This is a genomic window from Listeria marthii (assembly GCF_014227425.1).
In the GTDB taxonomy this organism is placed as follows: domain Bacteria; phylum Bacillota; class Bacilli; order Lactobacillales; family Listeriaceae; genus Listeria; species Listeria marthii.
The window spans coordinates 360,372-381,935 of the sequence record NZ_JAASWB010000001.1 but is presented as its reverse complement, the minus strand read 5'-3'; the positions used below and the strand labels follow the sequence as shown (position 1 = coordinate 381,935).

Here is a 21,564-nt window from a genome sequence, read left to right as displayed (position 1 = left end):
GTGTATTTGATACAATTCAACAAGTCAGAGGTCTTATTCAACAGACAATACTTGCAAGAGGAGGACATCGAAACAGTGAAAAATTTTATAATATCAAAAAAAATGATTATCGCGGTAGTTATCGGATTACTCGTTTTTCAAAATGTTTCACCAGTATTAGCAGCATTGACGGACGTTAAAGAAGAGAAGACGTCCTTGAAAATCGTCAAAGAAGACAAAGACTCGAAAGAAAAAATAAATGGCTCTATTTTTGAAATAAAGAATGTGCAAACGGGAGAAATCAAGAAGCTTTCTATTAAAGATAATGGAACAGTTCTAGATGAGTCACTTGCTAAAGGCGAATATCTCGTGCAAGAAACAACAGCGCCACAAGGTTATTTAAAAGATGAGAACGCATACAATATCGTCTTGAAAGATAAAGAAGAATTAGTGACTTCTGTTTCATCCAAAACTCCATCAGTGAAAAAAGGCAATTTAAAAGCCAATATTTCCGATAATATTTTTACGAAAGTGGAACTTCAAGATGTAAAGGGAAATAAAATCAACCCAAATGAAAGAGTGGAAAATGGTAGTGGGGTTGTTTTAAATATGAATTTTTCTTTCACGGGGAAGAATTATAAAGCGGGAGATACATTTACAACGATTTTACCAGACGCATTTAATTTTGGTTCTACGGATTTAAGTGGGGATTTTTTACCTTCCACAGAAGCGGAATGGTCTTTTGATGCAAGTTCGAGAGAATTAACAGTTAAAATTTTAAAAGATGGTGTGCAAGAAGGTAATTTTGATGTGAGTATAACGACTGCGTTTAGGTCATTTACAGAGACAGACAAAACGAATCAAAAAGTTGTTTTCAATACTTCGGGTGGTGATACTGTTTATGAATACGAGGTTATTCCAACAGTGGACTATCCGACAATAGTAGATGTAACATTAAGCCCAGGTAGTATTAACCCAGAAAAAGCATTTGTTACAGCTAAACTTAACTTAACAAAAGAAGCAAATGCAGTAGGAGAACTGCGATTAACAGATTTCACCTATAGTGGTTCAACAAAAATCGATAAGAGCACTTTACAAGTTTACGCAAATGATGTTAGCGCCAAAGGAACATTTCTAGGCAGTAAGCAGTTGTTAGAAGAAGGTACAGATTACACCGTAGAAGCTACAGACACTGAACTGAAAATCAAATTAAGTAATGGTTTAAATGGTAAAGGATATGAAGTAAGCTATACGCGTTTAATTGACAAAACAACTAATGCCTTAGTTTCCTTAGTTACGAGAGCTCAAACAGTTGGTGATTCAGAAGTATTATCGGTAGGTCAAGCAACTGCGGAAGCAAAAATGATTAAGTACAAGCATTTAGAGAAAAAAGCAATTTATAATTCCAAAACGCAAACAATTGATTGGGTGATTAATGTAAACTATGATCGAGTGGAATTAACGCCAAACACAGTGTTAAAAGATATTTTAGAAGATAATGGTGTGAGTTACGTGCCAAATTCGTTGAAAATTAGAGAAGTGACTTTCTCGCCAACAACAGGAGATGCGATTGTTGGTGATGAAGATGTATCAAGTAATTGGACTACCTCAACGGTATCAGCGAATGGTAGTTTTGACACAAGATATAAAAATACGGACAAAAAAGCATACCAAATTACGTATTCTACTAAAGTAACTGATTTTAGCGTCCGTGATATTGTGGGCGAAGTGATAGATGAAACAGGTGTAACAGCCACAGCAAAATTATCATTTGAACCTAATATAGTTCAAAAAGAAAGCGGAACGGTAGACTATTTTAATAATTTAATGTCATGGAAAATCACAGCGAACACAGACAGAATTGAAATGAGTGATATGACCATTATTGATGAATTTTCTACAGGCGTAAAAAGCTTGGATAATCACGATGTGTATGCTTATTCAAGTGAAACCGATTTTGTGAAACTGGTGAAAAATGTAGATTATACGATAACGGAAACAGCAGTGCCAGCAGGTTTTAAAGTTAAGCTTATCGGCAATTATGCAACAACAGATAAAGAAATCGTCGTAAAACTTGTAACGAAAATCGATTCAGCAAATGATGCGAAAACACTGGAGAATAAAGCTTATATTTCTTATTATGATGGCTATATAACACATTATTCTGATACGAAAGAAGCATCATTGGAAATAGATAGTAAGATTTCAGAAAATGGAGCGAAATTTGGTGAGTGGGATAGTGAAACAGGAACTACTAACTGGATTGTCTCCTTGAATTCTAGGGCAACAAAATTTGATAATCTCATTTTTGATGATGAGATGCCAGAAGGGACTTCATACGTGGAAGGCTCTTTAGAATTTCGACAAGTTAGCGGTCCAAATGAATTAATTAACTTAAGAGAACCACTTACTTCTACAGGAAAACTAATAAAAGAAGGCGATAAAAATTACCCAACTAAGATAGAAACAACTGACAAGAAAATCCATTTAGAGTTTGGGAATTTGGGGACATCGCAAGTATTTGTTAAGTATAAAACGACAACAGATAATAAGTGGTATTTTTATAAAACAGTAACGAATGTAGCGAAAGTTTCTGATAACGGTAAAAATCCAAAAGATTATTCAGCAGAAGCAGCTATTTTTGAACTCCGCTCACCAATTTCAAAAACAGGAAATGTTGATATGCTTTACAACAATAAAATAAATTGGAAAATCCAACTTACTGAAATTACGGAAGAGCGCGTAGTTACCAATCCAGTTGTGACGGATACATTAAACAGTGGGGTAACCGGGGCGCAAATGGTGAAAAATAGTTTTAAAGTAATTGATACAAAGACGGAGAAACTGATTGACTCTAAGTATTACGATATTACTTTTAACGGTAATACTTTCACGGTCCAATTTAAAAATTACACAGCTACAGCGCCAATTAGCATAACATATGACACAATTAGTTTATTATCGGGTCCGGTTAAGAATACGGTTAGGGTAGATGCAAGTGATTACGGGGAGCTTTCGGATCCAAGTAAAATTGCAACCAATACGGTTACGCCCAATTTTACCATGGGTAGCGGTAGTGGAATAGCTACAATTGGTTCGCTTGAAATTACCAAGGTAGATGAAGCCGATCCAACTAAAAAACTAGCGGGAGCAAAATTTCAGCTTTATACGATAGATGGTAAAAAATCAGGACAAGAGGCTACTACGAATGCAGAAGGTAAAATTGTTTTTGATAGTATTCAATCGGGAAAATATAAATTAATAGAAACCGAAGCGCCAACTGGTTACTCAATTAGCGATGAACTGAAAGAAGGCAAAGAAGTCACTGTAAATGCAGACGGCACAGTTAGCAGTTATACTATCGAAAATGCAGCTGAAACAGATAGTGTCATTTTAACGAAAGAAGATAGTGTGACAAAAACCGCATTAGCAGGAGCCGAGTTCGAGTTGCAAAAAGCAGATGGAACAAAAATCAAGGATGGCCTAACTACGAATGTGGACGGCGAATTAACCGTCACAGAACTTGCACCAGGAGACTATCAATTTATAGAAACAAAGGCACCAACAGATTATGAACTAGACAGGACACCAGTAGAATTCAGCATCGTATTTAATCAACAAACCCCTACACAAGTTACGAAAACTAACAAGAAAAAAATGGGGACAGTGAACGTAGTATTTGTTGATACGGAAGGAAATACGTTGGCGGAAACAGAAACCTACACTGGTGATGTGGGTGGAGCGTATACGGCGAGTGTCCGCAGCATTACTGGATACACATTGAAGGAAGAACCGACAAATAAAACTGGAGTATACAAAGAAGACGTACAAGAAGTCATCTTCCTATACGAGAAAAACCAAGCACCACCTGTAATCCCAAAAATACCAAGTGACCCAGAAATACCAAGTAACCCGGAAATACCGAGCAATCCAAAAACACCAACAAAACCAGGAACACAATTAGCGCTAAATGAACGATTCACTACTTTAAACCCAGCTAAACCAACAGAAATTAAATCATCACAGAAGCTAGCATCAACAGGGGATGAGTTCCCGTATGATATGATTTTCTCTGGATTCCTCGTTAGTGCAGTCGGATTGTTCTTATTAAGAAAAGTAAACAAATAAAAAAACAGCTATCCTAATATTTTAGGGTAGCTGTTTTTTATGAAATTTTAAATCCAAATATCTTCTTCTCTTTTCGCACATAACATTTGAATTCCACGCACAATATTATAAATAAATAGCCCAACTACTGCGATTAGTGTAAAGATAAATAAGCTGCCAGTTAGGAAAAAGCTCATACTAGTGAAAATGCCGCCATTTGCCAAAGCTGTAACGAACAAACTGGAGAAGCATAACACGCCAGCGATAGTTGGAATAATATGAGTTAGCAAGGCCACTTTAGCATGATGAGAAACTTCTTCTGATTTTGCAAAAATCCAAATCAAAACTGGAACAATAATTGGTGCAAACAAAATGCTAAAATAACTTAAAGCATTTAAAACCCGATGATCATTCATAATCAACACACCTTTCTATGATGTCTTTATTATAGCAAGGCATAACAGAATAGACCCTCGATTCAAGTGACAAAGCAAGAAAGCAATATAACAAATATGTAAGCTTATATTTTTTGATTTTTGGCATGGATGATATGAAGGAGTTGTTCAGACATATATTGCGGAGAATGTGAAAAATCTTCTTCTGCCCAAAAAACAATGATGCCAAAAATAGCATGGGCTTGGTAGGTTGCGAGTAACAAAGGATCAGCGCTTGAGCTATCCGAAAAACTAGCAACATCAGCTAAGACAAGTTCGCGAATAACATCGCACACTTGATTTTGAAAACTCGGATGAATGGTCGATTTTATGACTTGCTTATAGAATGCTTGATGCGCGTATACATGGTCAAAGATTTTTATCATGGAAGGAGTAAGTGATTGAATAGAAAAATGAGCTGTTTGTAAATAAGGGTCTTGATAAGCACTTTTTAAATCGGTCAAAACTTCTTCCACAATGCTATCCAAAAGTTCCTCTTTATCGCGGTAATGTTTATAAAATGTGCCGCGGTTAACATCTGCTTCGGTTACAATATCCGTAATGGTAATCTGTTGAAAAGGTTTTTGGTCAAGAAGTGTGAAAAGGGCTTGATTGAAGGCTTGCTTTGTTTTTTTAACCCGTCTATCCATGATTTTGCACCTCCGATTGAAGAAATTTTCCTCTTACTATACATATAACGCAAAAGTGTTGCTTAATCAACAAAACAGGCTTTCTTTACATATTGAAAGCGTTTTACTCGGGGATTATAATGAAGGGAGAAAGAAGGTGTTTTTCTTTCTAGCGTAACAAAAGTGAAGGAGGAAATAACAATGGGGAAATTAACTGGGAAAGTAGCAGTAGTAACTGGTGCGGCTTCTGGAATGGGGCAACAGATTGCGATTCTTTTTGCCAAAGAAGGCGCGAAAGTAGTTGTGGCGGATTTGAATTTAGAAGCGGCGCAAAAAACCGTTGAACTTGTTGAAAAAGAACAAGGAACTGGGCTTGCGGTTGTGGCTAATGTGACGAAGCAAGCGGATATTGAAAACATGATCAATCAAGCGGTTGAGACATTTGGAACATTGGATATTTTAGTAAACAATGCGGGAATTATGGATAATTTTGTTCCAGCTGGTGAATTGACAGATGAGCTTTGGGATAAAGTGTTTGCAATAAATACTACAGGCGTGATGCGTGCCACTCGAGAAGCACTCCATATCTTTGAAGAAAAAGGCCAAGGGGTGATTGTTAATATTGCTTCCGCTGGTGGGTTGTTTGGCTCCAGAGCAGGTGCGGCATATACAGCGTCGAAACATGCGGTCGTTGGTTTTACAAAAAATGTAGGCTTCCAATATGCGAATAAAAACATTCGTTGTAACGCCATTGCACCAGGGGCAGTAAATACAAATATTGGAACTACGATTTATGCGCCAGATGAGTTTGGGCAAGAACGTGCGATGATTGGGATGGGGATTAATCCTCGAGCCGGAGATGCTTCAGAAATTGCCAAAGTCGCGCTATTTTTAGCTTCCGATGATGCCAGTTTTGTTAATGGAACAGTCATTACAGCTGATGCAGGTTGGACAGCTTACTAATAAGTTTTAGTCCGCAAAAGGAAATCAGTTTCTTTTGTGGACTTTTTTTGAGAAAATAGAGGAATAAAGCTTTGGAACAGCGTCTGTTTTTAAGAGGTTGTTTCTTTGTGTGTATGCATAGTTGTGAGCATAATGGGGTAATGAGTAACAAAGTGAAAGGCGGGGATGCTTTTTGGTCCAACAGTTGGTAAGTAATGCAGCGATTCTACTCGCAGGATTCTATATTATTTCCTTAGTTTATAAAGAACCAATTACAAAAGAATTATCAACAAATAGAAAAATGGTAATCGGAATATGGGCCGGGCTTCTTGGTTTTGCGCTGATGATTTTTGGGATTCCGATTTCGAATAATGTGATTGTTGATTTACGTCATATTCCAATTATAATGGTAGGCTTTTATGGTGGGCCAATTCCGGCGATTGTGTCTGCTATTATTATTTCTGCATCACGCTTTTTAATTTCAGTGAATTCTGCGGCTGTTATGGCGGGAATTGTTATGATGTTGATTGGCATAATAACGGCACTTTTCAGCAAACGCTTAGAAAAATTCAAAATTTGGGGCGTTTTTATTTTGAATGTGATTGCATGTGGCTTTGTCGTGGTTAATTTGCATTTGATTTTAGCCAGAGAGGCTAACTACTGGCTCAATATGTCGATATTTGTAACGATTGCACTTGTCATTGGTGTTATTGCAGCCGGATTAATGAGTAACATGATTAAATCAAAGCAACTTTTTCAAAAATATGAGCAGGATTCTACGCTAGACTATTTGACGAGATTATCGAATGTAAGACAATTTGATGAAAAAATCAATCATGTGATGGATGCGGGAAGTCGGCAGGTCACACTGATGTTAATTGATATTGATTATTTTAAAAATATTAATGATACATATGGTCACGATGCTGGTGATGCGATTTTAAAACAATTGGCAGTGATTTTAAAGGCGAGCACAACAGACGGTTCAGAAGCTTTTAGAAATGGCGGAGAAGAGTTCTCGATTGTGTTGCTGGATTGCTCGATAGAAGAAGGTAGTGATGTGGCTGAACGAGTGAGGAAAGAAACGGAAGAGAATGATTTTATTATTCCAAACGGCCAAATAGTGAAAATAACGATTTCGGTAGGCGTGAGCGGAAGTAAAGATGGCGCAAACACAAGTGAAGGTTTATTTAAGTCTGCGGATGAAGCGTTATATAAAGCAAAACTAACTGGTAGAAATAGGGTTTGTATTGCGGATGGCAACTAGTTGCTAAAAAAATCCAGCAAAGCGCAATGATTTGCTGGACTCTTTTTTATTTGCGGCGGTACATTTTAGTTAAATCTATCATTAAGTAAACGAGCAAAACAGCCGTGATGATAACTGCGATAAGACTAGCTATATCGTTCTTGAATAGCATGCTAATACCGTTAATTGCTAGTGCGATTAAAATAATAATGAAATATTTACCCATGAATTATAAAGCACCATCTTGAATAATTTCTGTTTTATAACCATCTGGATCTGTTAAGAAATAATAGAATGGCTCTTCGCCGGGAAGTCCTTTTAAGTCTGTAACAGTGTAGCCAGCGTCTTGGTGTTCTTTTAGTAAAGCGCGCACATCAGGAACGCCAACCGCTAAATGACCATAACCATTACCTAAATCGTAAGCTTCTTTTTGGTCATAATTGTAGGTTAATTCTAATTCAAAGCCGCCTTCTTCAAACGCCATATAAACTAGTGTGAATTCAAAATCAGGGAAATCTTTACGGCGAACTTCTTTTAGTCCTAAAGCATTTTCATAAAAAGCAATCGAGTCCGTTAGGTTTTTTACGCGGATACAAGTATGTAACATTTTTGCAGTCATTTTTATTCCTCCTTTTAATCTTCTGCCTTTATTGTAGTATATCTCGGAAGTGAATACAAACAAGGAATATTGATGGAAGTAAAGCGTTTTTTTCGGTATAATGATGAATGTGAAGAAAGGCGGAAGTGGAATGACAAAAATCAAACGAATTATGACAGGAATAATCCAAGAAAATTGTTATATCATTTATCAAGATAACGTAGCGCTAATTGTTGACCCGGGCGCAGAAGCAAATAAAATTGAAGCAGAAATTACGAAATTAGACGTAAAACCAGTAGCTGTTTTGCTAACACATTGCCACTATGATCATATTGGGGCTTTGGAAGAAATTCGGAAAACTTACGATATTCCCGTATATGTTAGTCCGCTAGAGCAAGAATGGCTTTCAAATCCAGAGTTAAACCTATCAGCGCACATCACAGGCCAAGCAATCGTGGCGCAACCTGCGGAACAAGAGTTCACGCTAGGTGATTATAATATAGAAGGTTTTCGTTTTAAAGTGGTACCAACACCAGGACATTCTATCGGTAGTGTAAGTTTTATTTTTGACGAGTTTGTTGTCGTTGGCGATGCGCTATTTAAAGGTAGTATCGGTCGTACTGATCTATTTACAGGCGATTTTGATACGTTAATTAATAGCATTAAAACACAGCTGTTCGTACTTCCTGATGACCTGCCAGCCTATTCCGGACATGGTGATGCAACAACAATCGGTCACGAAAAGCAAACAAACCCATATTTCAACTAAAAAGAACTTGCAGAAGTAGTCATTCTGCAGTTTTTTTGTAATTAAACGGAAAGGATGTTGGACAATGCATTCAGATGAGGAAATTTTCAAAGAAACAACGACAAAATCACTGCTTCAATTATTAAAAAAAGACTATCACTTTCATGATTATTGTTATCAAGAAATTATTCCTAGAGGCAAAGAAATCAAAATGAACCATGCGAAAGGCTTCAAAATTTACTTAGTCGAAAGTGGCTATTTCTCTTATTGTCTTCAAAATGAATATGGTGACTCGGGTATTATTAGTTTTGTAAGTAGTGAAATTGCGATTAATTTGATTCCGCTGATTAAAGAAGAACCAGAAGAGTCCGTATTACGCAGTTTGACGGAGGTTCATTGCTGGGTACTCGATCCTGAGTTTGTCGAACGTGTTTTAGATGAATCAGGTCAAAAAGCGAACTATTTATTATCTAATTTGCTTTATACAAGAAAAGTTTATTTCAAAGCGAGCAAACGTAATTTTATGAAGAAAGAACGCCGTATTAGAGCGTGTCTAAAAGAGATTGGTCTCTATATGGGGAGAGTTACAAAGGACAAAGAATATATTTTACCGGACGAGATTACTAATTCTATTTTAGCTCAATATGCGAATACGACGCGCGAATATACGAATATTATCGTGCTGAAACTTCGAAAAGAAGGAATTTTGGATGATAGTTATAAACCATGGGTCATTAAAAAAATCGACACACTTTAATTGATAAAACTTAATATATATTGATTTTAAGGCTATAAAAGGTGGAAAAGTTAAAATAATATCTAAATCACGGTGATTAAAAATGTCACAAAAAATACTTATTTGGCTATTTTTCGCCTAAAAAAAGTTTGTTTTAGTACGAAAATAGTAAGAAAAATTTCTTTTTGATTATTATAATGTTATTTTATTTGGTTAAATCCTTCTCTGAGGTGTTTTCATTCTGTGATATTATACTTTAGAGGAGGAGTTTGCATTGAACACATTAGAGAAACGACAGCATGAAATTTTGACCAATCCACTTCATTTTTGTAAGAAGTCTGGAGATTTTGCTAAACATAGTATGAGTATTAAACTTTCTAAAAACGAACTATTTGACGTCGACTTTGTAACAGGTATCTATTTTGTTGAAAAAGGTATCGTTATGAAAGGAACACAAATTGATGATTATATTGGCTACGATCAATTACTAAAACATGGGGATGTATGTAATTTTTCATCGTTCATGTCTTCGGATTTGAAACGCAACATTGGGGCTAAATTATTATCGCCAAGTTCTAGCGTTATTACAGCAGTAGATAGAGATTTTTTCATTTTTATGGTGGAAAAACATATTAGCATCGAAGAATTTATGTTGTATCAATCGAAAAAAGAAATCATGGTACTTCAACGCCGCTGCTTGCTAAATACGCTTAAAGTAAAAGATCGCGTAAAACACGTTATTGCTGCAATTGGTTATGAATACGGTATTTCCAATGGTGACAACATTCAAATTCCCCAAGAATTATCTACTACATTTTTATCTAAATTCATGGGTATTACAAGAGAATATCTTAGTTTAACGCTTAGTGAGCTGAAAAAAGAAGGCTACTTATTAAACACAAAAATTCCTGTTGTAATAAATGTAGAAAAACTTTTCAATGAAATTCCTTATGAATCATTAATTTTATAAAACCAAGAAGATAGTCTAACGGCTGTCTTCTTTTTTATGCTAAAATGAAAGAAAAAAAGGAGTTCCACTATGAGTGAATACTTGGAAATTCCAGAATTAAATAAAGCTTTTCCATTCCGGTCGTTTGTCAATGAAGGCGAAGTGCTCGTTTATCCACATTGGCATAAAGAAATTGAAATTATTTATGCGCTAAAAGGTAGTCTAAATCTTGGCGTGAACGATATGCCAATTCAATTAAAAGAAGGCGAGATTCAAGTTATCAATGGCGGAGATGTTCATTATTTTCTAGCTTCGCCAAATAGTGAACGCATTGTGATTCAATTCGATTTAAGTTTATTTCAAGAAGAAATACAAATGGACGGTCAAAATCGAACGTTGCGCGAAATGCTAACAGAAATGGCGCATTTAAGCAGAGAATGGCCAGAAGAAACAGTTTCTAAAATGCAATCGTTAATTATGAACATTCATTCCGAATCAAGCAGCGAAAACCCAGGCAAGTATTATATTCTTAAAGCCGATCTCCTAGCGATTATTGGTTTAATCTATCGTGAAATCCCTCAAATAAAAACGCAACCGGATAGTGTTATTTCGGAAGAAGCAGTCCTCAAATCCCAAGAAACCCTACATAAATTAGATCAAATTTTTTCTTACGTCGAAAAACATTACCAAGAGCCCGTTAGCCTGCAAGAAGTGGCAGATTATACTGGATTTAGTACCTACTATTTCACCAAGTTTTTCAAACGAAATACGGGCATGACTTTCGTGACTTTTTTAAATGATTATCGGTTGAATAAAGCAAAATGGATGTTGTTAAATGAAGCCTTTCCAGTAACCGAAGTGGCTGAACTGGCTGGTTTTAGTAGTGTGAAAACCTTTCATCATGCGTTTAAGCGGGCGATGGGTGTGGCGCCATTAAAATATAGAAAGACAATATACGGGAATAATTAAGCAATAAAATAGGAAGAATTACCTTCAGTAGTTTTGTATGATGTAACTATCAAAACTATTGGAGGTTTTTTATTATGACATTAAAAGTTGGGATTATTGGTTGTGGAGGCATTGCAAACGGTAAGCATATGCCAAGTTTATTAAAAGCTGAGAAAGCAGAAATGGTTGCTTTTTGCGATATCGTTTTAGAAAAAGCCGAAGCTGCAGCAAAAGAATTTGGTTGTGAAAATGCAAGCGTATACACAAACTATGAAGAATTACTCCAAGATAAATCCATCGATGTCATTCATGTTTGTACACCAAATATTTCTCATGCGGAGATTTCTATTGCGGCAATGGAAGCTGGAAAACACGTTATGTGCGAAAAACCAATGGCTAAAACGACCGAAGAAGCGAAAAGCATGATTGCAGCCGCAGAACGTACAGGCAAAAAACTGACAATCGGATATCAAAATAGATTCCGTAAAGACTCTGATTACTTACACCAAGTTTGCGAAAATGGTGAACTAGGTGATATTTATTATGCAAAAGCAAAAGCGATTCGTCGTCGTGCGGTGCCAACTTGGGGCGTGTTTTTAGATGAAGAAGCACAAGGTGGGGGCCCGCTAATTGATATCGGGACGCACGCACTGGACTTAACGCTTTGGATGATGGACAATTACAAACCGAAATATGTAGTAGGAAACAGCTACCATAAACTTGCGAAGAAAGAAAATGCAGCCAATGCTTGGGGCTCATGGGATCCGAAGAAATTTACAGTAGAAGATTCCGCATTTGGTTTTATTACGATGGAAAACGGTGCAACGATTGTTTTAGAAGCAAGTTGGGCGCTTAACACACTAGATGTTGGGGAAGCGAGAACCTCTCTTTCTGGAACAGAAGGCGGCGCGGATATGGAAGATGGTTTACGGATTAACGGCGAGGCCCACAGCCAAATGTTTGAAAAGAAAATCCAATTAGAAGCAGGCGGCGTTGATTTTTACGACGGCACGGGTGATGATCCGGCATTAATCGAAGCAGAACAATGGTTAGAAGCCATTTTGAATGATACAGATCCAGTTGTAAAACCAGAACAAGCGCTTGTTGTAACGCAAATTTTAGAGGCTATTTATGAATCATCTAAAACAGGTCAACCAGTTTATTTTAATTAAGGAGGACTTACCTTTATGGAAGCAAAAATAGCTTTGCAGTTGTGGAGTGTTCAGGAAGCTTGTGAGGATGACTTTTTTGGAACGCTCGAAAAAGTGGCGGAAATGGGTTATGACGGTGTGGAATTCGCTGGTTATTACGGGAAATCTGCTAGTGAAATTAAAGCGAAATTAGCGGAACTTGGGCTAGAAGTTGCGGGTTCGCATATAAGTAAGGAACAACTAGAAGCCGATTTGGAAGCGGTCATTGCTTTTGAGCGCGAATTGGGTAATAACTATATCATTTGCCCTTATGCAGATTTTGAAACGAAACAAGAATGGCTGGAATTTAGCGCGGAACTTCGCGAGATTACGAAAGCTGTGCAACAAGCTGGAATGCAATTTGGCTATCATAATCATGCCCATGAGTTAGAAAGATTGGATGGCGAGATTATTTTAGATGCTTTGCTTGAAAATGTACCGGAAATGGTTGCCGAATTAGATACGTATTGGATAGAGCACGCTGGCATTGGTGTTATCCCTTTTATCGAAAAATATCGCAACCGGGTGCCGCTTGTCCATATTAAAGATAAATCGAAAACGAACAAAGAAAGCACGATTATCGGTGAGGGAATTCTCGATGTTCCCGGTTATGTGAAGACGGCGCTTGACGCTGGTACAAAATGGCTGATTATCGAGCAAGAAGCATTTGAAGAAGAGCCACTAACAAGTGTTGCCAAAGGTTATACGTATGTAGCAAATTTATTGGAGGGGAAATAATATGACACGTGTGACGGTATGGAATGAATTTTTACATGAAAAAGAAGATGATGCGGTGCTGGCGATTTATCCAGACGGTATTCATGGGCAAATTGCTAGTTTCCTAGAAAAAGCAGGACTTGATGCGAAAACCGCAACTTTAGAAGAACCGGAGCATGGGCTGACGGAAGAAGTTTTAGCGAACACAGATGTTTTAATTTGGTGGGGACACATGGGACATGACCGCGTGGAAGATACAATTGTCGACCGTGTCCAAAAGCGCGTTTTAGAAGGAATGGGGCTTGTCGTACTTCATTCAGGTCATATGTCAAAAATCTTTATGCGTTTAATGGGAACAAGTTGTGATTTGAAATGGCGCGAAGCTAACGAAAGAGAGCGACTTTGGGTAGTTGACCCGACGCACCCAATCGCCAAAGGAATCGGCGAATTTATTGAGCTCGATGAAGAAGAAATGTACGGCGAGCATTTTGATATCCCGACACCAGACGAATTGATTTTCTTAGGTTGGTTTGAAGGTGGCGAAGTGTTCCGCAGCGGAATCACATACAAAAGAGGAAATGGCCGGATTTTCTACTTCCAACCAGGTCACGAATCCTATCCAACTTACCACCATCCGGACATCCAACAAGTCATTATTAACGGAGTAAACTGGTGCGCAGAAAGTCGGAAAAATTACCCAGCATACGGAAATCATCAACCACTTGAAAAAATAGGGAGGAAATAAAGATGAAATTAGGCGTATTTACACCATTATTTGCTAATTTACCATTAGAAGAAATGTTAGATAAAGTGAAAGCAGCAGGGCTTGACGCAGTAGAAATTGGGACGGGCGGAAATCCGGGAAATCATCACTGCCCAACAGATGAACTTTTGGAAAGCGCAGCAGCTCGTGAAGCATATTTGGAAAAATTTACGAGTCGCGGACTAACTATTAGCGCATTTAGTTGTCATGATAATCCAATTTCTCCAAATAAAGCAGAAGCGGCGGCATCTGATGAAATTTTACGCAAATCAATTAAACTGGCTTCATTAATGAACGTTCCGGTAGTTAACACATTTTCCGGGACTGCTGGTGATAGTGACGATGCCAAGGCGCCGAACTGGCCAGTTATTCCGTGGCCGACCGTTTATAGTGATATTAAAACGTGGCAATGGGAAACAAAACTTATTCCTTACTGGAAAGAAATTGGCGAACTTGCAGCAGCTTCCGGTGTTAAAATTGGTATTGAATTACACGGTGGTTTTTTATGCCACACACCATATACCATTTTAAAATTGCGCGAAGAAACAAATGACTCTATCGGTGTTAATTTAGACCCAAGTCATTTATGGTGGCAAGGAATTGACCCGGTTGGTGCGATTAAAATCTTAGGCAAAGCGGGAGCGATTCATCATTTCCACGCAAAAGATACTTATTTAGATCAAGATAATATTAATATGTATGGTTTAACTGATATGCAACCATATGGCGACGTTCAAACAAGAAGCTGGACATTCCGTTCGGTTGGTTGTGGTCATAGTTTGACAGAATGGTCGGATATTATGAGTGCGCTAAGAACATATGGTTACGATTACGTAGTCAGCATTGAACATGAAGACCCATTAATGTCGATTGATGAAGGTTTCGACCGTGCTGTTACGAACTTACAATCCATTTTAATTAAAGATAAGCCACTGGATATGTGGTGGGCTTAACGATAAGAAAGGGTGTCTTAGGATGAAAAAATATCAATTAGTCATTGTTGGTTACGGCGGAATGGGAAGTTATCATGTCACACTTGCATCGGCTGCTACCAATTTAGAAGTACATGGTGTATTCGACATTCTAGAAGAAAAACGTGCAGCGGCCGCTCAAAAAGGCTTGAAAATCTACGACAGTTTTGAAGCTGTTTTAGCTGACGAACAAGTAGATGCTGTCCTTATCGCGACGCCAAATGATAGCCATAAAGAACTAGCGATTACAGCACTCGAAGCAGGGAAACATGTCGTTTGCGAAAAACCAGTGACGATGACAAGTGAAGATTTGCTAGCGATTATGGATGTGGCGAAAAAAGTAAATAAACATTTTATGGTCCATCAAAATAGACGTTGGGACGAAGATTTCCTGATTATTAAAGAAATGTTCGAGCAAAAAACAATTGGCGATATGTTCCACCTCGAATCGCGCGTTCACGGAGCAAATGGCATTCCAGGAGATTGGCGCCATTTGAAAGCGCATGGTGGTGGAATGGTGCTCGATTGGGGCGTGCATTTGCTTGATCAATTGTTATTCTTAGTCGACAGCAACGTGAAATCCGTATCTGCTAATTTAAGTTACGCGCTCGGGGATGAAGTCGATGATGGATTTGTAACGTTCATTACCTTTGAAAATGGCATCACAGCACAAATCGAAGTAGGCACAACCAATTTCATCAAATTACCTCGTTGGTATGTCAAAGGAACTGAAGGAACCGGCATTATCCATGACTGGGATTTGAGCGGCGAAATCGTCCAACCGACCGCACTTGCTAAAACGTCCGAGCCAACGCCAATCAAAGCGGGCCAAGGACTAACCAAAACAATGGCGCCACCAAGCGAGGAAGCAACCAATACATTATCCCTTCCAGCACCTGCTGAGTTACCAACTTCTTTCTATAATAATTTTGTGGATGTTTTAAATAACGACAGTGAACCCATCGTTCAAAACGAACAAGTTTACCAAGTTTTAAAATTGATTGAAGCCATATTTGAAGCGGCTGAGACAAATCGAACCATCCATTCTATCTGAAAAAGATGTTTTAGCTTCTGATTATGTGGAAAACACTTAATATGGAGACGCGATTCTTCATTAGAAAAATATTCTAATTAGGAGGCAAAACCAATGAGCGAAGATAAAGGTATGAAAGACAAAGCAAAAGGACTGAAAGACAAAGTAGTAGGTGACGCAAAAGACAAGTTCGGTAAAGCGACAGATGATAAAGGCAAACAAGTAGAAGGTAAAGCACAAAAAGCAAAAGGCGAAGTAGAAGATAAAGCCGGCGACGCTAAAAAGAAATTATCCGAATAAGTTAAAAAGGTAGACTTGAGAAATTCAAGTCTACCTTTTTTAGTCTAATAATAGCAAAAGGTTTTAATCCATTTTATGGAGGTACACAAGGAAAGTATAGACAAATAAAATGTGTAGGAGGAAACTAATAATGGCAAAAAAAGTCTTACCTAAAGAAGCATCAACTTTTACAAAGAAAGTGAATAATCAAGTGAAAGAGGCACTACCTTTTGAGAACACGAAAGATTTGATGATGCAAGGAAAGGCTTTATTGGGACATGGGATCATGTAAAAGTGGATACGGATGATGGTCACGCGGTTTGGGATTTAGAGGATTACAAGTTTATCGAAGGGGAAGCACCTGATTCTGTTAATCCAAGTTTATGGCGTATCGCTCAGCTTAATATGACGAACGGCTTATTCAAAGTAACAGACCGGGTTTATCAAGTACGCGGTTTTGATATGTCGAATACGACTATTATGGAAGGCGACACTGGCCTAGTCATTACAGATACATTGATGTCAGTCGAAACAGCACGCGCGGCACTCGATTTATATTATGAGCACCGTCCGAAAAAACCAATTAAGGCGATTATTTATACGCATTCCCATGCAGACCATTACGGTGGTGTAGCAGGGCTTATTACAAAAGAAGATGTAGCCTCTGGAAAAGTGGCGCTCATTGGACCAGAAGGATTTATGGAAGCGGCGGTTAGTGAAAATATTTTCGCCGGAAACGCAATGATTCGCCGTGCGGAGTATATGTACGGTAGTCGTTTATCACGCGGGGAATTAGGTCAAGTAGATGCTGGTCTTGGAAAAACGGCTTTCTAAAGGGCATATGTCTTTATTAGCTCCAAATGATACAATTACGTTTGACCATGAAAAACGTGTTGTTGATGGGATTGAAGTAGAATTTTTAATGGCGCCGAATACAGAAGCTCCATCTGAACATATGATGTATTTCCCGCAATTTAAATTACTTAATATCGCCGAAGATGCCGTGCATAACTTGCATAATATTTTAACGCTACGTGGCGCACAAATTCGTGATGCGTACGAATGGTGGAAAGATATTGATAAAGCGATTCGCGCATTTGGCGACAAATATGAAGTGTGTATCGGCCAACATCACTGGCCAACATGGGGAAATGAAGAAATCAATGATATGCTGATTCACCAACGTGATGCCTATAAATATATGCATGACCAAACGCTTCATTTCATTAATAAAGGCCTAACTGCGATTGAAGTCGCTGAAGCGGTGAAATTCCCTCCTGCACTAGAAGAGAAATGGTATTTGCGCGGTTATTACGGCACGCTTAACCATGATGTTAAAGCCATTTATCAATTTTATCTTGGTTGGTATGACGGTAATCCGGCCGATCTTTATCCACTACCTCCAGAAGATGTTGCGAAAAAATATGTGGAGTTTATGGGCGGCGTCGATGAAGTCTTGAAAAAAGCATGCGTATCTTATGAAGCGGGCGAGTATCGCTCGGTTGCGGAAGTAGTCAAACATGCGGTCTTCGCGGACGGAGAAAATGGTGAAGCCAGAGCCCTCCTTGCTGATGCGCTAGAACAACTTGGCTATCAATCAGAGTCTGGACCATGGCGCAATGTGTTCTTAGCTGGCGCAGATGAATTAAGAAATTCAGTACCAGAGGAAGTTATTTCTGGTGTTACACTTGATATCGTTGAGGGTATGCCATTTAACTTAATTTTAGATTATATGGGTATTCGTTTAAATGGCGAACGTTCGATTGATAAACGGATTTCAATGAATTGGAAGCTGACAGATGTGGATGAAAATTATCATTTGCTCGTAAACAATTCGGTATTGATTTATCGTGATAGTGAGGCAGATGACAAAGCGGACTTAACATTAACAACAACTCGCGATACGTTTAATCATATTTTCGGTGGGGTGAAAAGTTTTGAAGAAGCCTTCGCTGACCAAACCGTAAAACTAGAAGGCGATGCGAAGAAATTTGCTGAGTTTGCTTCGTTGCTAGATGAGTTTAACCCAGTCTTCAACATTGTTACACCTTAATAAAAAATAAAACGCTTTGTTTAGCCTTTTGATAAGGCTATAACAAAGCGTTTTTTATTGTTCTGCTAAATATTTCATTGTATCTGGAACGTTTTTGATTTTTTTATAATTAACGACCATTTTATTTTCACCGATGAGTACTTTAAATTGGTCGTTTTTTGTTAATTCTTTTTCTGAGTAAAAGGTAAGTTGTTTTTGTTTTCCTTTATCATCATATACTTTTGCGTTATATTTGAACCCTTTGAATTGATTTTTTTGAACGGGTTTTCCAGTAGCTTCAACTTTAAGATAGTAGGACTTTACTGCGGCATCGGTTGGCATTGCGTACTCCCAAATTGCGCAAACAGTGAGAAGAACTGCAGCTAATAAGATTAAACCTCTTTTTTTATTAAACATTTCTCCTTCATCCTCTCTTGATTTGTTTTATTACATTAAGTTTACAATGAAAAGACAAGTTTTTCCCTTTTGCTAACTAACAAAATCAATCGTTAATCTTACAATTTTGTCAGAAAGGTGACAAAACGAAATCATAAAAGATTGTGAAGTTATAAAAAGCATATTTTTAAACTACTAAATATAGAATCTATGAAAAAAATAGCCACTACAAGTAGTAGCATTTTGGTACTGAAAATATGCTCGAAAACACACAATTGCCTGAAAAAATTTTTTTATTTGCTGGAAACCTTGTTTTAATCAGAGTTTTGACCTTTTTAGCCAGAAAATCAAAGTACTATATCTTGCATTCACATAAAAAAAGTTATACTATATATAGTATCGAAAGCGAAATATTGCTTCATCGCCTTTTAACTTTTATCAGGGGAATTTGCTCCTTTAAAAGTTAATTTTTTTGCTCCATGGAACGACCACAAATAGTTCGGGGACGAATGAAAAGCGCAAAATGAATCAGATATTTTTACAACGAGGAAAAAAGGATGAAATGGGGATTGCAAATGACAACTTACATAGTAAAAGACGGGGGAAACAGAAAGCTACCTTTTGACAAAAGCCGATTGGATGGTTATTTAGAGAAAATCCATGAAGAATTTCCGAAACTTGATTTAGAAGATTACAAACGTAAGGTTTTTAATTTTGTAGAGAAGAAGGAAGATTACGCGGCTGACGAATTAGTCGATTATTTAATTAGGGAAGCAGAAGCTCGTACAGATATTCACATTCCTGAATGGGAACATTTCGCGGCACGTCTTTATTTAAATAAATTATATAAAAAAGCGAGTAAAAACCGTTTTTATAATGATGATGATAAATATGGTTCTTACGTTGGACTTCAAGAAAGTTTAGGCGAACGTGGTATTTACTCCGGTAATATCCTGAAAAATTATTCTAAAGAAGATTTGATTGCAGCAGGGAAATTAATTGACCCTGAGAAAGATAAATTATTTACGTATAATGGCCTGTATCTACTTGCAACTCGTTATTTAGCAACTGACTCCGAACGCAATGTGTATGAGTTACCACAAGAACGTTGGTTAACTATCGCACTTTATTTAATGCAAAATGAACCAAAAGAAAAACGCATGAAATTAGTAGAAGAAGCTTACTGGGCTTTAAGTAACCTATATATGACTGTAGCAACACCAACGCTTGCAAACGCAGGAAAAGTTGGCGGACAATTATCTAGTTGTTTCATTGATACAGTGGATGATAGCTTGCAAGGTATTTATGACAGCAATACAGACGTGGCTAGAGTTTCTAAGCATGGCGGTGGTGTTGGCGCATATCTTGGTTATGTTCGTTCAACAGGAGCTGCTATCCGCGGCGTAAAAGGTGCAAGTGGCGGCGTTATTCCTTGGATTAAACAATTAAACAATACAGCCGTGAGCGTGGACCAATTAGGCCAACGTAAAGGTGCAATTGCAGTTTACTTAGACGTTTTCCATAAAGATATCGAATCTTTCCTTGATTTACGTTTAAACAATGGTGACCAACGTTTACGCGCACATGATGTATTTACTGCTGTTTGTATTCCTGATATTTTCATGGAAGCTGTAGAACGTCGTGGCGAGTGGTATTTATTCGATCCACATGAAGTAAAAGCGAAAAAAGGCTGGTACCTACAAGATTTCTACGATGAAACAAAAGGTGAAGGTACTTTCCGTGAAAAATATGACGAATTAGTAGCTGACGAAACAATCAGCAAAAAAATCGTTAAAGCAATTGATATTATGAAACGTGTGATGGTAAGTCAACTTGAAACAGGTAACCCATTCATGTTCTACCGCGATGAAGTAAACAGAATGAATCCTAACAAACACGAAGGCATGGTTTATTCTAGTAACTTATGTACAGAAATCATGCAAAATATGAGCCCAACAAAAATGATTCAAGAAATTATTTCTGGTGATCAAATCGTTATTACAAAACAAGCGGGAGATTTTGTTGTATGTAACTTATCTTCTGTTAACTTAGGCCGTGCAGTTGTGGCAGAAGAAGAAGGCACGTTAGAACGTTTAATCGAAGTTGAGGTACGTATGCTTGATAACGTTATCGACTTAAACGAACTACCAGTACCACAAGCAACGATTACAAACCAAAAATACCGTTCTATCGGACTTGGAACATTCGGTTGGCATCACTTGCTTGCTCTTAAAAATATCGCTTGGGACTCAGAAGAAGCTGAGAAATATGCCGATGAATTATATGAACAAATCAACTATTTAGCAATTCGCGCTAGTAACAAACTAGCTCAAGAAAAAGGTGCTTACAAAGTCTTCAAAGGAAGCGATTGGAACACTGGAGAATATTTCGCACGTCGTAACTATAATTCAGCTGAATGGCAAGAATTAGCAAAAGAAGTAGCAGAAAAAGGCTTACGTAATGCGTACCTTGTAGCTGTAGCACCAAATATGAGTACAGCTCAAATTGCTGGATCCACTGCTTCCATCGACCCAATTTACAGTGCGTTCTACTATGAAGAGAAAAAAGATTACCGCCGTCCAGTAATCGCACCAGACTTAAACTTAAGCACATACCCATACTACGAAAAAGGTGCATACAAAGTAGACCAATTCGCAAGTGTTCGTCAAAATGGTCGCCGTCAACGTCACGTAGACCAATCACTAAGCTTTAACTTCTATGTACCAAGTGGCATCAAAGCAAGTAAATTACTTGAACTACACATGACTGCTTGGAATGAAGGATTAAAAACAACTTACTATGTCCGTTCAAACGATATCGACGTAGAAGAGTGCGAATGGTGCTCAAGCTGATAAATCTCTAAACAC

Annotated in this window: 19 protein-coding genes and 1 pseudogene; 15 read left to right on the top strand and 5 right to left on the bottom strand. The window is 37.8% G+C overall.

All coding sequences use genetic code 11. The features are described from left to right. Positions 1–102: 102 nt before the first annotated feature. A complete protein-coding gene (locus HCJ55_RS01980; RefSeq protein ID WP_185516924.1) occupies positions 103–4,107 on the top strand; it encodes a SpaA isopeptide-forming pilin-related protein in 4,005 nt (1,334 codons plus the stop codon). A gap of 47 nt (positions 4,108–4,154) precedes the next feature. Here the strand turns inward: HCJ55_RS01980 and HCJ55_RS01975 are convergent, their stop codons facing one another. Next, positions 4,155–4,502: a magnetosome magnetite crystal formation protein family gene (locus HCJ55_RS01975; RefSeq protein WP_185501883.1), complete on the bottom strand. Its 348-nt coding sequence runs from the start codon at positions 4,500–4,502 to the stop codon at positions 4,155–4,157. Positions 4,503–4,606: 104 nt separating this feature from the next. Beyond that, on the bottom strand, positions 4,607–5,170 hold the full coding sequence (locus tag HCJ55_RS01970) for a TetR/AcrR family transcriptional regulator (protein WP_185516803.1): 564 nt from the start codon (positions 5,168–5,170) through the stop codon (positions 4,607–4,609). Between the two features lie 180 nt (positions 5,171–5,350). Here HCJ55_RS01970 and HCJ55_RS01965 point away from each other — a divergent pair, with 180 nt between their 5' ends. Next, the gene (locus HCJ55_RS01965) at positions 5,351–6,112 is read left to right on the top strand and encodes an SDR family oxidoreductase (RefSeq protein WP_185504075.1); all 762 of its coding nucleotides are present in this window, start codon (positions 5,351–5,353) and stop codon (positions 6,110–6,112) included. 172 nt (positions 6,113–6,284) lie between these two features. After that, a complete protein-coding gene (locus HCJ55_RS01960) occupies positions 6,285–7,358 on the top strand; it encodes a GGDEF domain-containing protein (RefSeq protein ID WP_185516801.1) in 1,074 nt (357 codons plus the stop codon). A 46-nt stretch (positions 7,359–7,404) separates the two neighbouring features. Here the strand turns inward: HCJ55_RS01960 and HCJ55_RS01955 are convergent, their stop codons facing one another. Beyond that, positions 7,405–7,563, bottom strand: a complete 159-nt coding sequence (locus HCJ55_RS01955; protein ID WP_185506103.1) for a hypothetical protein — start codon at positions 7,561–7,563, stop codon at positions 7,405–7,407. Positions 7,564–7,566: 3 nt separating this feature from the next. Further along, positions 7,567–7,956, bottom strand: a complete 390-nt coding sequence (gloA, locus tag HCJ55_RS01950) for a lactoylglutathione lyase (RefSeq protein ID WP_185501888.1) — start codon at positions 7,954–7,956, stop codon at positions 7,567–7,569. A gap of 130 nt (positions 7,957–8,086) precedes the next feature. Between gloA and HCJ55_RS01945 the strand changes: the two genes are divergently transcribed. From HCJ55_RS01945 to HCJ55_RS01895, 11 genes and pseudogenes are all read left to right on the top strand, one after another. Continuing rightward, positions 8,087–8,704 (top strand): MBL fold metallo-hydrolase, encoded by a 618-nt coding sequence (locus HCJ55_RS01945; protein ID WP_185501889.1) that lies wholly within the window; start codon positions 8,087–8,089, stop codon positions 8,702–8,704. 64 nt (positions 8,705–8,768) lie between these two features. Further along, positions 8,769–9,440, top strand: a complete 672-nt coding sequence (locus HCJ55_RS01940) for a cyclic nucleotide-binding domain-containing protein (protein WP_008948478.1) — start codon at positions 8,769–8,771, stop codon at positions 9,438–9,440. A gap of 253 nt (positions 9,441–9,693) precedes the next feature. Next, positions 9,694–10,389 carry a Crp/Fnr family transcriptional regulator gene (locus HCJ55_RS01935; protein WP_003729570.1) on the top strand — a complete coding sequence of 232 codons (696 nt, stop codon included), beginning with the start codon at positions 9,694–9,696 and terminating at the stop codon, positions 10,387–10,389. A 69-nt stretch (positions 10,390–10,458) separates the two neighbouring features. Beyond that, positions 10,459–11,337, top strand: coding sequence for an acid resistance transcriptional regulator GadR (gene gadR, locus HCJ55_RS01930; protein WP_185516799.1), 879 nt, complete (start codon positions 10,459–10,461; stop codon positions 11,335–11,337). 74 nt (positions 11,338–11,411) lie between these two features. After that, the gene (locus HCJ55_RS01925) at positions 11,412–12,488 is read left to right on the top strand and encodes a Gfo/Idh/MocA family protein (RefSeq protein WP_185501891.1); all 1,077 of its coding nucleotides are present in this window, start codon (positions 11,412–11,414) and stop codon (positions 12,486–12,488) included. Positions 12,489–12,503: 15 nt separating this feature from the next. Next, entirely contained in the window at positions 12,504–13,244 is a 741-nt protein-coding gene (locus tag HCJ55_RS01920) for a sugar phosphate isomerase/epimerase family protein (protein ID WP_185516797.1), read from the top strand. A gap of 1 nt (position 13,245) precedes the next feature. Further along, on the top strand, positions 13,246–13,968 hold the full coding sequence (locus HCJ55_RS01915; RefSeq protein ID WP_185516796.1) for a ThuA domain-containing protein: 723 nt from the start codon (positions 13,246–13,248) through the stop codon (positions 13,966–13,968). Between the two features lie 2 nt (positions 13,969–13,970). Then, a complete protein-coding gene (locus HCJ55_RS01910; protein WP_008948474.1) occupies positions 13,971–14,939 on the top strand; it encodes a sugar phosphate isomerase/epimerase family protein in 969 nt (322 codons plus the stop codon). A gap of 22 nt (positions 14,940–14,961) precedes the next feature. After that, entirely contained in the window at positions 14,962–16,011 is a 1,050-nt protein-coding gene (locus HCJ55_RS01905; RefSeq protein ID WP_185516794.1) for a Gfo/Idh/MocA family protein, read from the top strand. 93 nt (positions 16,012–16,104) lie between these two features. Then, entirely contained in the window at positions 16,105–16,290 is a 186-nt protein-coding gene (locus tag HCJ55_RS01900; RefSeq protein WP_008948472.1) for a CsbD family protein, read from the top strand. 130 nt (positions 16,291–16,420) lie between these two features. Then, a pseudogene (locus HCJ55_RS01895) lies at positions 16,421–18,322 on the top strand (alkyl/aryl-sulfatase). A 54-nt stretch (positions 18,323–18,376) separates the two neighbouring features. On the opposite strand, the gene HCJ55_RS01890 reads toward HCJ55_RS01895, so the two are convergent. Next, complete coding sequence (locus HCJ55_RS01890; protein ID WP_185501896.1) at positions 18,377–18,718, bottom strand: YxeA family protein; 342 nt, start codon at positions 18,716–18,718, stop codon at positions 18,377–18,379. Positions 18,719–19,254: 536 nt separating this feature from the next. On the opposite strand from HCJ55_RS01890, the gene HCJ55_RS01885 reads away from it, so the two are divergent. After that, the gene (locus HCJ55_RS01885; RefSeq protein ID WP_185501897.1) at positions 19,255–21,549 is read left to right on the top strand and encodes a ribonucleoside-diphosphate reductase subunit alpha; all 2,295 of its coding nucleotides are present in this window, start codon (positions 19,255–19,257) and stop codon (positions 21,547–21,549) included. Positions 21,550–21,564 lie beyond the last annotated feature (15 nt).

Bases quoted from the DNA above. Each gene is read 5' to 3' on its own strand.
- HCJ55_RS01980 (WP_185516924.1), top strand. From the start codon at position 103: ATGATTATCGCGGTAGTTATCGGATTACTCGTTTTTCAAAATGTTTCA.
- HCJ55_RS01975 (WP_185501883.1), bottom strand. From the start codon at position 4,502: ATGAATGATCATCGGGTTTTAAATGCTTTAAGTTATTTTAGCATTTTG.
- HCJ55_RS01970 (WP_185516803.1), bottom strand. From the start codon at position 5,170: ATGGATAGACGGGTTAAAAAAACAAAGCAAGCCTTCAATCAAGCCCTT.
- HCJ55_RS01965 (WP_185504075.1), top strand. From the start codon at position 5,351: ATGGGGAAATTAACTGGGAAAGTAGCAGTAGTAACTGGTGCGGCTTCT.
- HCJ55_RS01955 (WP_185506103.1), bottom strand. From the start codon at position 7,563: ATGGGTAAATATTTCATTATTATTTTAATCGCACTAGCAATTAACGGT.
- gloA (WP_185501888.1), bottom strand. From the start codon at position 7,956: ATGACTGCAAAAATGTTACATACTTGTATCCGCGTAAAAAACCTAACG.
- HCJ55_RS01945 (WP_185501889.1), top strand. From the start codon at position 8,087: ATGACAAAAATCAAACGAATTATGACAGGAATAATCCAAGAAAATTGT.
- HCJ55_RS01940 (WP_008948478.1), top strand. From the start codon at position 8,769: ATGCATTCAGATGAGGAAATTTTCAAAGAAACAACGACAAAATCACTG.
- gadR (WP_185516799.1), top strand. From the start codon at position 10,459: ATGAGTGAATACTTGGAAATTCCAGAATTAAATAAAGCTTTTCCATTC.
- HCJ55_RS01925 (WP_185501891.1), top strand. From the start codon at position 11,412: ATGACATTAAAAGTTGGGATTATTGGTTGTGGAGGCATTGCAAACGGT.
- HCJ55_RS01920 (WP_185516797.1), top strand. From the start codon at position 12,504: ATGGAAGCAAAAATAGCTTTGCAGTTGTGGAGTGTTCAGGAAGCTTGT.
- HCJ55_RS01915 (WP_185516796.1), top strand. From the start codon at position 13,246: ATGACACGTGTGACGGTATGGAATGAATTTTTACATGAAAAAGAAGAT.
- HCJ55_RS01910 (WP_008948474.1), top strand. From the start codon at position 13,971: ATGAAATTAGGCGTATTTACACCATTATTTGCTAATTTACCATTAGAA.
- HCJ55_RS01905 (WP_185516794.1), top strand. From the start codon at position 14,962: ATGAAAAAATATCAATTAGTCATTGTTGGTTACGGCGGAATGGGAAGT.
- HCJ55_RS01900 (WP_008948472.1), top strand. From the start codon at position 16,105: ATGAGCGAAGATAAAGGTATGAAAGACAAAGCAAAAGGACTGAAAGAC.
- HCJ55_RS01890 (WP_185501896.1), bottom strand. From the start codon at position 18,718: ATGTTTAATAAAAAAAGAGGTTTAATCTTATTAGCTGCAGTTCTTCTC.
- HCJ55_RS01885 (WP_185501897.1), top strand. From the start codon at position 19,255: ATGAAATGGGGATTGCAAATGACAACTTACATAGTAAAAGACGGGGGA.